Source organism: Jeotgalicoccus sp. S0W5 (assembly GCF_011634875.1).
Taxonomy (GTDB): Bacteria; Bacillota; Bacilli; order Staphylococcales; family Salinicoccaceae; genus Jeotgalicoccus; species Jeotgalicoccus marinus.
Window position 1 is genome coordinate 23,325 of the sequence record NZ_SIRQ01000014.1, and the last position, 13,468, is coordinate 36,792.

Annotated in this window: 14 protein-coding genes and 1 pseudogene; 6 read left to right on the plus strand and 9 right to left on the minus strand. The window is 38.1% G+C overall.

The genetic code is table 11. The annotated features are described in order from the left end of the window. Positions 1-80: 80 nt before the first annotated feature. Entirely contained in the window at positions 81-1,745 is a 1,665-nt protein-coding gene (locus EYB29_RS09595; protein ID WP_026865819.1) for a Na/Pi cotransporter family protein, read from the minus strand. A gap of 231 nt (positions 1,746-1,976) precedes the next feature. Here EYB29_RS09595 and EYB29_RS09600 point away from each other — a divergent pair, with 231 nt between their 5' ends. Further along, entirely contained in the window at positions 1,977-3,089 is a 1,113-nt protein-coding gene (locus tag EYB29_RS09600; protein ID WP_026865818.1) for an HAD family hydrolase, read from the plus strand. Positions 3,090-3,178: 89 nt separating this feature from the next. Here the strand turns inward: EYB29_RS09600 and serA are convergent, their stop codons facing one another. The 4 genes from serA to EYB29_RS09620 all read right to left on the minus strand — a co-directional run bounded on the left by serA (position 3,179) and on the right by EYB29_RS09620 (position 7,338). After that, entirely contained in the window at positions 3,179-4,774 is a 1,596-nt protein-coding gene (serA, locus tag EYB29_RS09605) for a phosphoglycerate dehydrogenase (RefSeq protein ID WP_026865817.1), read from the minus strand. A gap of 1 nt (position 4,775) precedes the next feature. Beyond that, positions 4,776-5,909 carry a pyridoxal-phosphate-dependent aminotransferase family protein gene (locus EYB29_RS09610; protein WP_026865816.1) on the minus strand — a complete coding sequence of 378 codons (1,134 nt, stop codon included), beginning with the start codon at positions 5,907-5,909 and terminating at the stop codon, positions 4,776-4,778. 60 nt (positions 5,910-5,969) lie between these two features. Further along, positions 5,970-7,022: an AAA family ATPase gene (locus EYB29_RS09615; protein ID WP_026865815.1), complete on the minus strand. Its 1,053-nt coding sequence runs from the start codon at positions 7,020-7,022 to the stop codon at positions 5,970-5,972. A gap of 67 nt (positions 7,023-7,089) precedes the next feature. Further along, positions 7,090-7,338 carry a hypothetical protein gene (locus tag EYB29_RS09620; RefSeq protein WP_026865814.1) on the minus strand — a complete coding sequence of 83 codons (249 nt, stop codon included), beginning with the start codon at positions 7,336-7,338 and terminating at the stop codon, positions 7,090-7,092. Positions 7,339-7,402: 64 nt separating this feature from the next. On the opposite strand from EYB29_RS09620, the pseudogene EYB29_RS09625 reads away from it, so the two are divergent. Together EYB29_RS09625 and EYB29_RS11715 are read left to right on the plus strand one after the other, a co-directional pair. Continuing rightward, positions 7,403-8,581 (plus strand): annotated as a pseudogene (locus EYB29_RS09625) (lipid II:glycine glycyltransferase FemX); the annotation flags it as partial. After that, entirely contained in the window at positions 8,475-8,711 is a 237-nt protein-coding gene (locus tag EYB29_RS11715; RefSeq protein WP_370545421.1) for a hypothetical protein, read from the plus strand. The pseudogene EYB29_RS09625 and the gene EYB29_RS11715, both read left to right, overlap by 107 nt. Here EYB29_RS11715 and EYB29_RS09630 read toward each other — a convergent pair. From EYB29_RS09630 to EYB29_RS09645, 4 genes are read right to left on the minus strand one after another with little or no spacing between them, the layout of a single operon-like run. Beyond that, positions 8,706-8,981, minus strand: coding sequence for a hypothetical protein (locus EYB29_RS09630; RefSeq protein WP_084145634.1), 276 nt, complete (start codon positions 8,979-8,981; stop codon positions 8,706-8,708). The genes EYB29_RS11715 and EYB29_RS09630 overlap by 6 nt on opposite strands. Positions 8,982-8,992: 11 nt before the next feature. Further along, positions 8,993-9,310 carry a membrane stabilizing protein MspA gene (mspA, locus tag EYB29_RS09635; RefSeq protein ID WP_235678838.1) on the minus strand — a complete coding sequence of 106 codons (318 nt, stop codon included), beginning with the start codon at positions 9,308-9,310 and terminating at the stop codon, positions 8,993-8,995. Further along, the gene (locus EYB29_RS09640; RefSeq protein WP_240921859.1) at positions 9,307-10,437 is read right to left on the minus strand and encodes an MFS transporter; all 1,131 of its coding nucleotides are present in this window, start codon (positions 10,435-10,437) and stop codon (positions 9,307-9,309) included. The genes mspA and EYB29_RS09640 overlap by 4 nt, the downstream gene beginning before the upstream one ends. A 44-nt stretch (positions 10,438-10,481) precedes the next feature. Then, positions 10,482-10,649 (minus strand): SE1832 family protein, encoded by a 168-nt coding sequence (locus EYB29_RS09645; RefSeq protein ID WP_166627144.1) that lies wholly within the window; start codon positions 10,647-10,649, stop codon positions 10,482-10,484. 236 nt (positions 10,650-10,885) lie between these two features. Between EYB29_RS09645 and EYB29_RS09650 the strand changes: the two genes are divergently transcribed. The 3 genes from EYB29_RS09650 to rpsJ all read left to right on the plus strand — a co-directional run bounded on the left by EYB29_RS09650 (position 10,886) and on the right by rpsJ (position 13,450). Further along, positions 10,886-11,497 carry a YczE/YyaS/YitT family protein gene (locus EYB29_RS09650; RefSeq protein ID WP_483299987.1) on the plus strand — a complete coding sequence of 204 codons (612 nt, stop codon included), beginning with the start codon at positions 10,886-10,888 and terminating at the stop codon, positions 11,495-11,497. Positions 11,498-11,520: 23 nt separating this feature from the next. Beyond that, a complete protein-coding gene (locus EYB29_RS09655; RefSeq protein ID WP_026865809.1) occupies positions 11,521-12,852 on the plus strand; it encodes an NCS2 family permease in 1,332 nt (443 codons plus the stop codon). Between the two features lie 289 nt (positions 12,853-13,141). Beyond that, positions 13,142-13,450 carry a 30S ribosomal protein S10 gene (gene rpsJ / locus EYB29_RS09660; RefSeq protein WP_026865808.1) on the plus strand — a complete coding sequence of 103 codons (309 nt, stop codon included), beginning with the start codon at positions 13,142-13,144 and terminating at the stop codon, positions 13,448-13,450. The last annotated feature ends 18 nt before the right edge of the window (positions 13,451-13,468 follow it).

Consider the following 13,468-nt stretch of genomic DNA (forward strand, 5'->3'; position numbering starts at 1 on the left):
TACTCAATACAGATAAACCCATACTTAGATTATTTCTAAGTGTGGGTTTATTTTACGACTTTTTAGTCTCTGTATTAAGTTTAATCGTAAACTGTGAAGTCTTCAGTGAATTCGTCTACACCTGTACTTAAGTTAGTTTCAGAAATATTTCTAGCATTATAACCAATACGTTCTAGATTAGAAATTAATTCAACGTATAGCATACCACCATCAGTTGAGCATTCACCTCTTGATAGGCGTTTGATGTGCTCTTTACGAAGTTTGTTTTCTATACGATTGGATTTCTGACTTAATCTAACGATATGTTCAAGTGTTTGTGGGTTATATATATCTATTGAATCGAGCGCTAACGTAAATGATTCGTATACGTGATTGTAAAGATGTTCAAGTCCTTCTTTAGCTTCATCTGATAACTCAATTTTTTCTTCGTATTTAATATGGTATTGGTTAGCCAGATTATGTGCTTGAGTAGAAACTTTTGTTAAAATACGAGAAATCTCGAGCAAGGTACTGATACGTTCAGTATCTTCTTGCGATACTTCATATTTAGTAATGTCTAATAAATAATTACGGATGCTATCTTGTAAAGTTGATGTGACGTTTATCTTGTCTTCGATTTGCTTATAAAGTTTCGCATCTTCTTTGTCACTATAACGACGTGCATCTTGTAAAGTACTGAGGACAAGTTCACCTAGGTTTTTAATTTCACTTTGTGCTGATTGAATTGCAATATTCGGTGATTGTTTTAAAAGTAGTGGGTCGAGATGTTTAGGTTTGAAGTCTTCCGAGAAATCTCTACCTGGAACAATCTTAATCACAATCCAAGCAAGAACACCAACAAACGGTATGTGTATTAATGTGTTTATAAAGTTATATGACCCATGAGCAAAGGCAATGGTCATTGGTTTATTTAAAGCAAGTAAACCTTGTAGTTGCTCCACGTATATAACAAAGAATGGCATTAGTATCATGAATATTGTTGCACCGATTACATTAAACATGACGTGTACCATGGCTGCACGTTTGGCGGCAATTGAACCGACCAATGCGGCTAATATAGCTGTAATTGTTGTTCCGATATTATCCCCAAGAAGTATTGGAAGTGCTGCTTGTAAATCTATTAGATCATTCGCATAGAAATTTTGCAGAATCGCGATTGTCGCACTAGAACTTTGTACTACAACAGTTAGAATGACACCAACTGCTAATCCAAGGAATGAGTTATCGCTCATTGCCAGCATTAAGTCCTTAAAGTATTGTAAATCTGCTAGTGGTTTTACGCCATCTCCCATGAGTTCTAAACCATAGAATAAGGCACCAAAACCAAATAAAACACGACCAATATTGATTACTTGATTACTCTTAAAAAAGAATAATAAAAATGAACCCAAAGCCAAAATTGGAAGTGAGTACGCTCCAACGTCTAAACCAATAATAAATGCTGTGATTGTCGTACCTATGTTTGCCCCTAAGATAATGCCGATGGCTTGTCTAAGTGTTAAAAATCCAGCACTGACAAGTCCAATTGTTATTGCTGTTGTACCTGAACTACTTTGTATTAAGGCAGTTACAATGATACCAGCAAGTACACCTTTGATAGGGTTAGAAGTCATACGATTTAAGATTTCTCTTAATCTGTCACCTGCGGCGGCTTGAAGACCGTCCCCCATCTGTTTAATACCATACAAGAAGATACCGAGTCCGCCGAGGAACATAAAGATAACTTCCATTGGACTAAGAGACATAAAAAGTCCTCCAAATTATAATAATTTTACATTCTTATTCACAAATTAATAAACTCAATATAAAGTTTACAATCTACGTTAATCATATTACAAATGACAGCTTTTTTAAACATATATTTAAGAATTGATAAAAGGTCTGAGTTTCCTGAAAATTTGGTAAATCAGTCGACATTTAGCAAAGGCTGTGGCAAACTTAAAAATATAATATAAATAATTAACTGGAGTGGTATTATGGCCACAATTTTATTTGATGTTGACGGTGTATTCTTAAGCGAAGAACGATGCTTTGATGTATCTGCGCTTACAGTTGAAGAATTATTATACAATCCGCGTTATTTAAATTTAGACGGTAGGAAGTTTAAAGCAATATATACGGATGAAGAGATTGCCGACATCCGTAATACTATTTTTGTTAACGATAAAATCCTACAATCCTTTAAAGAAGCGGGCTTAAACTCCAATTGGGATATGCTGTTTATAACGTTTTCTGTCATATATTTAGACATCTTAGAGCAGGAAAAATTAAATCTACACGGTGTGAACTTGAACGATTTAAATCAAGTTGGCGATATGTTAGGCGACGTGACAGTTCGTCCAGAAAAAGTACTCGACTTTTTAAAAGGGACGTTGAACTCAAAGGAAGATATTTACCAGGCGCTTATTGACAAAGCAGGTGAGCTAGAAGGTTTTTCTGATCAAGGGAGCTTTCAATTGTATGGAGCACTATGGTCTTTAGGTCACTATAAATACCAAGAGTGGTATTTAGGTAGTGATTTAGTCGAAGCGGATACAGGGAAGGCTGCAGAAGAATTGGATAAGACAGGCTTCATTCATGATGAAGAGTGGATTGTTGATCCTCAGTTAATTGTTGATATGCTAGAAAAACTTAAGGAAGCGGGCTATACCATTGGTGTGGCAACTGGACGACCAAGACAAGAAACTTTGCTCCCTTTCGAACAAGGTGGGCTTGATGAGTGCTTTGATCAGCGTAGAATTTCTACGGCAAGTGAAGTGATGGCCTCACAGGAGAAGAGCGAGGTAGACCATGCACTGACTAAGCCACATCCATTTTCTTACCTATGGAGCTTATATATGCACAACGATACATTGTTCGAAGAAGCAGTTCACGGTAAAAATGTTAGTGATGAACAGATATATATTGTAGGGGATTCTGTTGCAGACTTTTACTGTGCAAAGGCAATTGGTGCGACATTCTTATGCCCCTTAACTGGTCTAACTGGAGAAGATATAAAAGACACATTTTATGAGCTCGGTGTAAAAGAGAGCCACCTTATGGAAAATGTATTAGATGTCCCTTTAGCAATTAAAGAGCTGGAGCATTAGAAGTGATAATGGTGATAAGTGAGTTAAAAAGCAGTGACTTATCACCGAAAAGAGGTCCATCCGTTAACTGAAACGGATGGACCTTATTACTAATCCAAAATAATAGTGTGCACTTTATGAATGTTTTTAATGTCTTTGATTTTCTCTAACGTCTTATCCGGTACTTGATTATCTAGGGTGAAGAGCACCATCGCATCACCTTCACGTACTTGTCTGGCGAGCTGCATGGAAGCGATATTGACCAAATCTTCTCCTAACAAGGCACCGAGTTCACCGATAATACCTGGTCGGTCAGTGTGTTCAATAATTAGGATATGAGATTCTGGCTTGAAGTCAATCGAGTATTGATTCAGTTTTACCAAGCGTTCACCGTATCCTGGGATACTGGATGAACCGATAGTGACGTGTTCTTTATCGTTGATGAGTTCGACTTCTAAATAGTTAGTGTAACCATCAGCCTTAGGATTCTTTTCAATATTATAGGTAACGCCGAGTTCTTTTAAATAATAGAGTGCATTGATAATATTTACCTCATCTGCAAAGTGCGGTTCTAAGACATGTTTGACAAAAGTACGAGTTAGAATACTCGTATCATCAACTGCAAGGTCGCCATAGTATTTGATTTTAACTTCGTGTGGTGGGGCATCTAAGAGTTGGATTCCAAACTGTCCGAGATGCTTAACGACAGACAGATATGGTCTCAGTTCTTCGGTTACAGAACTAGAAATACGCGGTGCATTGACAGCATGTGTGATCTTGTTGTCTAAGAAGTACTCAATAATCTCTTTTGATACACTTACAGCGACTTTTTCCTGTGCTTCAACTGTAGAGGCACCGAGGTGTGGGGTTACCACTGTACGGCGATGTTCTATTAAAGCTGTATTATCTGGGGGCTCTGTTACAAACACATCCAAGGCGGCCCCGTTAACAATTCCCGCTTCAAGTGCTTCTAGTAAGTCAACTTCGTCTACAATACCACCTCGAGCAACGTTGATTACATAAATTCCTGTATCTTTAACCTTGTTGAAGAAGTCTTTGTTAATCAGGCTTTTCGTTTGTGGGGTGAGTGGCGTATGCACAGTGACGAAATCTGCGACTGCTGCTAGTTCATCCACTTCCATTTTTTCAATTTCATTATCATTGGCTTTTTCATCTGATAAGTACGGATCAAACGCCACTATTTTCATACCAAAACTCTTTGCACGCCGAGCGACGCCAAAACCAATTTTACCTGCGCCAATGATACCGAGAGTTTTACCTTGGAGTTCAACACCCTTATGCGCACCGCGGTTCCATATACCAGATGTAAGTTCTTTATATGCTTCAGGTATGTCTCTTGCCATGGTAAGGAGCATAGCCATCGTATGCTCTGTTGCAGATATCGTGTTACCTTCAGGTGCATTGATAACAATGATGCCATGTCGAGTCGCTGCATCAATGTCAATGTTATCAACACCAACACCTGCGCGCGCAATCACCTTTAATTTTTGAGCATGCTGAATGATTCTCTTGGTCATGGTCGTTTGGCTACGGACAATGACCGCTTCAAAGTCACTGATGATATCGATAATCTGTGCTTCTGATAATCCTTCTTGTCTGCTAACGATAAAATCATCATGAGCGATTAATTCTTCAATTCCATCTTGGCTCACTGGGTCTAGAACTAATACCTTATGTTTGACCATTTCATCTCTCCTCGTAGGCAGTAAGGGCTTTTCCATAATAGTTTTTTTGTCTGAGTTTACTTAATATATCTTCTAAGGCGCTGAGTATAGTTAGCATATCTTTCGGGAACATAAAGCCCATATGTCCGATGCGTATGATTTTTCCTGACAGATCTTTTTGACCACCAGCAACGGATATACCATAATCATTAAACAGACTGTCTTTAATTAAGGTAATTTCTTCAGGTGACGATTTTACAGCAGTGACAGTGGGTGAAGCATCAGCTTCTCCTACTAATAGTTCTAAGTCTAAAGCCTCTACACCCCTTCTTATCATCTGCTGCATTTTTTTATGACGTGAAAAGATAGCTTCTAACCCTTCTTCTTCAATCATTTCTAAGACATCATCCAAACCTTGATATAAGGTCACTGCTGGTGTTTGAGGTGTGTAATCATCTTCGAGTGACTTTAAGTACATTCTTAAATCTAGGTAATATCGCTTATCTGATGCTTGATTTAATTTTTCATATGACAGGTCGTTAATGCCAACGAAGGCAAGACCCGGTGGTAGCATTAATGCTTTTTGACTGCCCGAGACTAAGACGTCAATATCGTCACGTTTCATATTGATATCCGCACCGCCTAAGGCACTCACTGCATCGACGACAAAAAGTGTTTGTGCATTATAATCTTTTACCACTTTACCGAGTGCATTCAGTGGGTGGAGTACAGAAGTAGAAGTTTCACATGCCTGTGTAAAGACTGCAGATACATTATCAATGGTTGCTAAGAAATCTTTAAATGCCACAGGGTCAACAGCACGTCCCCATTCAACATTGTAAACATGGACATTGTAGTTATAACGCTCGGCGATATCCTTGAATTTACCACCAAAGACACCACTTACGATGATGGCGATATTTTCGCCTTCTTCTACGAAGTTGACCATCGCTGCTTCTAGTGCACTCGTACCTGAAGCGGTTAAAATCACTACAGGATGAGTAGTTCCGAATAGTGGTTGAAGACGATTCTGAATTCTAACACTTAAATCTTTAAAGGCTTGGGTGCGATGTGGGATAATACCCTGCGACATTGCTTGGTATGTTCGTCTAGCAACAGGCGTAGGGCCTGGAGTTAATAACAATTCTTCCTGCACAAATACCACTCCTAATTCTTGGATAGATTAACATTAATTATAACAAAATAAATTTAAAATTCAGTTATCTTTGCCATCTTCTAGTAATTCATCACATAATTGATGTGCACGGAGGTAATTTTCTTGGTAACTTTCATTTAAAATGACCGCCTGGTCCATGAGATTATATGCTTTTAATTCCTCTAGTAGTTTGTTGTAAAACTTAATTTCATCATCATTTGCATGTGACTTTGGAGGTAAGATAAATATCAATGCCCAGTTTTGAAGTTGGATATAATGTTCGAATATTTGATTGACATATGCTTTATCTTCTTGGTTGCTTAACATATTGTAGACTTTCGAATACATCACATCTGTATCGGCGAAAAAAATCTTACGCGTCGCACTTGAGTGTATATGCTCACGGTTTAAGTCGAACTGGCCGATGCCAATTGCATGGTAATCTTTCGCATCCAGTTCATGTGGCAAGAGTTGATGTGTTTTAAAATATTCTTTAGCGTACTCAAGTGAATAACTCGATGAATACCGTCTTGCTAAATCCTCAGTCAACATTGATTTGCCACTGTTAGGTGCGCCTGTTATTAATACATTTTGCACGAAGTAACGTCTAAATGGACGTGTGACGTAATCCCAGTTCAAAATAGGGGTCTCTCTAATCTCTGTACCACTAATTCCTAAAATTTTTCGGTCAACCATAGTCATTTTGATGTCGAGTTCTGGCCAGTAGTCAGTAAAAAAGCTTTCAAGTGGTTCCACATATTCGCTTTCTCCAACGTAAAGAGTTAGCTTTTGTACATCAAAGTCAAGTTCATCTTTGGTCTTCTTAATTAGGCTAGAAAGCATCTTTAGCCAAGACTGCCAGCCATCTGGATAACGCGGGATATCAGTCTCATTAAGTTGTAAGACAGTGACATTGGTATCATTTTTAACAAGTTGACGCATCGCACGTGTTCTGTGTTCAACATTCATACCGATCTTATCGCCTCGATCGCCGTCATAACCTGAAACGATGATGACGGCGTGATGATTTTCTCTTTTTGCACGAACAATTTGTTCAAAATGGCCGACGTGACATGGGGCAAATGTTCCGAAATAAACGCCTAAATCTCTCATATAATCGACTCCTAAAAGGTACTCTGAAAAGAACAATTGAGTTAAATATGCTACAATATTTAAGAAATTAAATGTAAATTAAAGCGATAATTGCAAAATGAGCAATACCACTTAAAATAGAAATAATAGATAGTAATTTAATGCTTTTGGATGAACCGACTATAAAGAAAAGAACAGGTAAGATAATAGAGACAGCAAGTAAAATAATCCTTGAACTGAGCAAGGCAATGAGGTCATCATGTTGATATGTTAAATTAATATTGATCAAGCTATAAATATTAAATGCAGTAAGTAAGATTAGAATGATTTGTTTCATTTTTATACGCTCCCTTTGGGGACTTATTATAGCAGAAATAATGAAGAAATGATTGGTGGAGACTATGGTAGAGAAGTTAAATATTACCGATAAAACACACGATGAATTTGTAATGTCACATCCGAATGGTGACCTATTACAGTTAAGCTCATGGGCAGGCACAAAGACATTGACGGGCTGGTATAGTAGAAGGATTGCCGTCGGGCGTGATGGGCAAGTAGAAGGTGTAGGCTTGCTCCTGTTTAAGAAAGTGCCAAAGACCCCATTTACAATGTGTTATGTTTCAAGAGGTTTTGTTTGTGACTACAGAGACAGAGAAGTCCTTGAAGTACTCTTAGCTGAAGCGAAGCGAATTGCTAAGGACGAGAAATCTTATACCATTAAGATTGATCCAGATATCCAAGTAGAGGGTAATGAAGATATTATTGAAAGTTTAGAGACATTAGGATTTAAACATCACGGCTTAACAGATGGTATGAGTAAAAAAGTAATTCAACCAAGAACGACGATGGTCACTGACATAGAAGTAGATGATAAGACACTCTTACAAAGCTTCGAACGTAATAACCGCACCAAGGTTAGAAATGCCTTAAAAGCGGGAACAACTGTTGTTAAAGCAAAACGTGAAGACCTGCCTGACTTTGTGAAGCTTATGAAAGAAACAGGAGATAGGGATGGTTTCTTAACAAGAGATATCACATATTTTGAATCCTTATACGACCACTTAAACCCAGCGGGTCACATGGAATTATTTTTAGTGAAGCTATTACCTCAAGAAGCGATTCTATCAACAGAAGCGGCGATTGAAAAAGTGCATAAGGAAACGTCGAAAGCTAACAAAATAAAAGATGACCAGAAAAGAAATAACCAGCTAGAAAACTTAAACAACCGACTAGAAAAGTTGAATAGCCAACTATCGGATATGAAAGAAATCAGAAGTACGCACCCTGATGGGGTCTTATTATCCGGCGCATTGCTTGCTTTAGCCGGACGAAAAGCCTATTACTTATACGGGGCTTCATCTAATGAGTACCGAGAATACCTACCGAATCACCACATGCAGTGGCACATGATGCAATATGCGAGAGAACATGGTGCTAAAAGCTATGACTTTGGTGGTGTATCAGTATCACCCGATAAGGATGATGAACACTTCGGCTTATGGCAGTTTAAAAAGGTTTGGGGAACAGAAGTATCTGACAAAATCGGAGAATTTGATTATGTCATTAATAAACCTCTTTACACCCTATCCGAATCTATGGTTCCATTATTTCAAAAAGCGAAGATGCAAATCGGAAAAATACTCCGTCGATAATAAAAAGCTGAGCGTGCACCATGATAAGGTGCGCACTCAGCTTTTAGTTATTTTATAAATAGTAAGGTTGCATTATTGCAATATACACAATGAACAAGATAGAAGATATAGAAATAATAATTAATGATAGGGAGAAGTACGAATGTATTTGTCGACTTTCGTTCAAATTAGGTTCAGAGCGAAAGGCTCTAATACCCGTAATGACTGAAAGGGCTGATAAGGTAAACCAAATATAGATATTATAAAAAATAATACCATCATTAATAGAATAATTAATAAAGAATAAGATTTGAATGATTATCAGCAGTATTAAAATAACGCGTCTCATAATTTATCTCCCTAAAGTGTAATTAACATTATAATCAACACAAGTGTCATAGTTAGTGTAAAAGCGTGAATTAAAAATAAGTTCTTTTGATCACCTTGTTTTTCCTTAAAAGCAGTTATTTCTACACTTAAAACAATACAAATCGCTAAGGCAATTGTCAGGTAAATATCACTACCGTCTAAGGACATCGATGTTGTAATGATCATGATTAAAAATGCTAACCCTGAAAATAGGCGTGCAATGTCTAAAGTTTTAGAACGAAAGGTTAGAATTGTTGCCGCGCTGACTACGATGTAGATTAAAACGATGAGTATGGATAAGAGAATCATGCCAGTCTCCTTCTCTTCTTATAATATTGAAAAATAAAGTGTGTTGAGAATATTGTCATTAAAGCACCGAAGTAGAATGGTATTCCTGGTGTGAATAGGAATAGTGCATTAAACACAAGAGGGCCACAAATTCTTCCTAAACTATCTAAAGAGTAGGTCGTTGCAGTCACTCTACCCATATCATCTTGAGATGCTTCTTTTGTGATCAATGACGTCATCAATGTTTTAACAAGGGCATTGCCTGTCATTAATAAGACAATGCAAATTCCCGCGTAAACTAGGCCAGTCATGAATGGCAACATTATAAATGCGACTACTGCCATGACTTGACCGATTACCATCGGCATTTTTTCGTCGCCGTCTTTAATCCTTCTAATAAATACACCTTGAGTTAGGGCGTTAAATATACCCCCGATGAAAAACAGGACACCCATCTCTGTCGGTGTAATATTTATTCTTTCTTGACCAAGTAGTTGGAAGGTACTCTCCATTCCGCTCATGAAGAACATAACGAAAAATGTGCCGACCAAAAGAATACCAATGGGTTGAGTAAAGTAATCAATCGTGAGACCGATTTTCTTAGGTGCCACATTAGTTTGTCTTTTATATGTCTCAGGTACTTTAATCAAGCTAAATACTAGGGCGCCAAGTATAACCACTGTCGTCATATAGTAAGTGAAACTCAAACTAATGCCTGCTAATAAGCCGCCAACCCCAGGACCAAAGATAAAGCCAAAGCCGATGCACATACCGATTAAGCCCATGTATTTCGTACGTTCTTCTCTTGTTGTAATGTCTGCTACCATACTGGTCGTCGCAGTGTATAACGCCCCTGAAGCGGCACCACCGATAATTCTACTTATATATAAAATAGGTAAGTTGTCGATGAACAACCCAAATATTAAGAAGCTAAATGCAAATGTAGATAAGCCGCCAATTAATAATGGACGTCGACCTATTTTATCCGATAAGCGGCCGAAAAAAGGTGCAGATAAGAAGCTCGCCAAGGAATATATGGCAAGCAAGAGTCCCATATGTAAAGTGCTGACACCAAGTTGGTTAACGAGTTCCGGTATAACAGGGATGATCATACTAAAGCCGAAGTAAATCAAAAATTGTATAATCATAATGACGGATATCAATTGTTTCATCTATATACACGCATCCTGACTTATTGATTTTTAATAGCTTGTCTTACTTCTTTTATTTCTTTTTCAAGTGCAGCAAGTCGGTCGGTCATTTTTTTAGTCGGATGACCTGTAGATTCAATTTTTTCTAGGTCACCTTGTAAATGTACGTACTCATACTTGAGCTCTTGTAACTTACTTTCTAAGTCCATTTTACCACCACCTAAACTTAACTCATATCATATCATAATAATAATTACTTGAATGTGAAGAGAAATCAAAAATAACATTTTAACAAACAATAAAACGTTTTTATTGATAAATGTACGGATTTTCATGGATTTTTCTGTAATGAGGTGTATAATATATATGTATTTAACGGGAAGCTTAAAGAATAACTTGGAATATTAGGAGTGGTAACTTGTCCGAAAGCTTTATAAAACGTTGCTTGTTTTATTTCGTGGGACTGTTGATTATGTCCCTGGGCGTTGCCCTACAAGTTAAGGGTTTTGTGATGGGTTTATCACCCTGGGATGTATTACATTTTGGGCTCTGGCAGTCACTCGGCCTCACCTTTGGATCATGGTCAGTTATTGTCGGGATCGCCATCGTGATTACCACATCAATTTTGGTTAGGAAATTACCAAAAGGTGGTGTCTATGTCAACTTAGTGGTTATGGGAGCATTTATTGATTTCTTTGTTTGGCTCTTACCTGATGTGGCTTCATGGCCAGTTCAAGCAGTCTACTTTACTCTCGGGGTTTTTGTCGCTTCATTCGGCACTGCTTTTTACATTACGCCGAACCTTGGAGCTGGTCCTAGGGACTCATTGATGATGATACTCGTGTGGAAATTTAATTTGAGAATGGACCGAGCGAGATTCTTAATAGAATTAGTCGTTGCGATTATCGGTTTACTTTTGGGTGGTCCAGTATTTATAGGTACGATTTTAATCGTCTTGTTTTACGGTAAGTTAATCAATATGTTTTTCCCATATACAAGAGAGATGCTCATACGATTCATCGGATATAATGATCCGAAAATCTTGCAATTAAAATAATCTATAATGGATTGGAGTCAGTTATGAAAAAGTTTTTTATGTTTGATGAGCTAGGCACAAACTTTAAGAAAGAAATAATCGGAGGGCTAACGACCTTCCTTTCAATGGCTTATGTCTTAGCAGTCAATCCTTCGATCCTTTCTCTTCAGGGTGTTGAAGGTGTACCGGATGACATGAAGATGGATATTAATGCGGTCTTTGTTGCCACTTGTTTAGCAGCCTTTGTCGGTTGCTTATTCATGGGGATTATTGCGAAATATCCAATCGCACTTGCACCGGGGATGGGACTGAACGCATTCTTCGCCTTTACAGTAGTCTTAACAATGGGCATTCCTTGGCAAACTGCCTTGACGGGAGTTTTATTCTCAGGATTGATCTTTGTAATTTTAACTTTAACCGGGCTGAGAGAATACATAATTAACTCTATTCCGATGGAGATGAAGATGGCTGTTTCCGCGGGGATTGGATTCTTCATAACATTCGTTGGTCTTCAGTCATCCGGAATTATTGCGAATGACGATGCAACTTTAATTAGTTTAGGTAATATACAGGATGGTGGGGTCATCCTCACTTTTGTTGGTCTAGTGATTACAGTTATACTTATGACAAAGAAAGTGCCTGCAGCAATATTTTTCGGTATGATTGTTACAGCGATCATCGGTGTTATAGTAGGAATTGTTCCAATGCCTAATGCAATTGTCGGTTCAGTACCAAGTGTGGCACCGACATTTGGTGCAGCTTTTGAAGGCTTTATGAATTTAGACTCAATATTAAACGTTCAATTTCTAATTGTCGTTTTAACGTTTCTATTTGTTGATTTCTTCGATACAGCAGGCACACTTGTTGGAGTCGCTTCACAAGCTAACCTAATTAAAGACAATAAGTTGCCACGTGCTTCAAAAGCTCTACTAGCAGATGCCTTTGCGACGATTACTGGCGCAGTATTTGGGACATCGACGACAACATCTTATGTTGAGTCAACAGCAGGTGTTGCAGCCGGAGCGAGAAGTGGATTTGCAGCAGTCGTGACAGGTGTGCTATTCTTAGCAGCGATATTCTTCTCACCGCTCATCGTTACTTTCACATCGGAAGTCACTGCACCTGCACTTATAATAGTAGGAATATTAATGGCTTCTAACTTATCTAAAATTAGCTGGGGACGTTTTGAACTTGCGGTACCTGCCTTTCTAACTGTCTTCATGATGCCGTTAACCTATAGTATAGCGACAGGTATTGCGGTTGGTTTTATCTTCTACCCAATTACGATGATTATGGCAGGTAGACGTAAAGAGATTGACCCGATTATGTATGGACTTTTCGTGGTATTCATACTGTACTTTGTCTTTATAAACTAGAACTAATAGTACTTACTATAGAAGAAAAGATATAATTAATTAAAATAGCGAAGAAATCTCTAGAATACTATTGATTTCTTCGCTATTTTGCTGTATTATATCTAACGTTGGACTTGAGTGGACACCAATGTGTCCTTTATAAGTGAAGTGCTGATTTCATGCACATCACACATCGATGACGCGAGAGGTTACTGACACACCCGGCCGCATTGCCATGGCTGATGCGTGAGAAAATTTTCGCTGAGAGAGTCTACCATAATAGGATGACGACCATAAGGAGGTATAAATAATGGCAAAACAAAAAATTCGTATTCGTTTGAAAGCGTACGATCACAGAGTGCTGGATCAATCAGCAGAAAAAATCGTAGAAACGGCTAAACGTTCAGGTGCAGATGTATCAGGACCAATTCCGTTACCAACTGAAAGAACTGTTTACACGATTATCCGTGCGGTACACAAGTACAAAGATTCTCGTGAACAATTCGAGCAACGTACACACAAACGTCTTATCGACATTTTAAACCCTACACCAAAAACAGTTGATGCTCTGATGGGCTTAAACTTACCATCAGGTGTAGACATCGAAATCAAGTTATAAATTATAGGAGGTGCGACT

What these genes read in the sequence shown, in the direction of transcription:
- EYB29_RS09595 (WP_026865819.1), bottom strand. Translation starts at nt 1,745, where the DNA reads ATGTCTCTTAGTCCAATGGAAGTTATCTTTATGTTCCTCGGCGGACTC.
- EYB29_RS09640 (WP_240921859.1), bottom strand. Translation starts at nt 10,437, where the DNA reads ATGATTATACAATTTTTGATTTACTTCGGCTTTAGTATGATCATCCCT.
- EYB29_RS09645 (WP_166627144.1), bottom strand. Translation starts at nt 10,649, where the DNA reads ATGGACTTAGAAAGTAAGTTACAAGAGCTCAAGTATGAGTACGTACAT.
- serA (WP_026865817.1), bottom strand. Translation starts at nt 4,774, where the DNA reads ATGGTCAAACATAAGGTATTAGTTCTAGACCCAGTGAGCCAAGATGGA.
- EYB29_RS09630 (WP_084145634.1), bottom strand. Translation starts at nt 8,981, where the DNA reads ATGAGACGCGTTATTTTAATACTGCTGATAATCATTCAAATCTTATTC.
- rpsJ (WP_026865808.1), top strand. Translation starts at nt 13,142, where the DNA reads ATGGCAAAACAAAAAATTCGTATTCGTTTGAAAGCGTACGATCACAGA.
- EYB29_RS09615 (WP_026865815.1), bottom strand. Translation starts at nt 7,022, where the DNA reads ATGAGAGATTTAGGCGTTTATTTCGGAACATTTGCCCCATGTCACGTC.
- mspA (WP_235678838.1), bottom strand. Translation starts at nt 9,310, where the DNA reads ATGATTCTCTTATCCATACTCATCGTTTTAATCTACATCGTAGTCAGC.
- EYB29_RS09655 (WP_026865809.1), top strand. Translation starts at nt 11,521, where the DNA reads ATGAAAAAGTTTTTTATGTTTGATGAGCTAGGCACAAACTTTAAGAAA.
- EYB29_RS09600 (WP_026865818.1), top strand. Translation starts at nt 1,977, where the DNA reads ATGGCCACAATTTTATTTGATGTTGACGGTGTATTCTTAAGCGAAGAA.
- EYB29_RS09620 (WP_026865814.1), bottom strand. Translation starts at nt 7,338, where the DNA reads ATGAAACAAATCATTCTAATCTTACTTACTGCATTTAATATTTATAGC.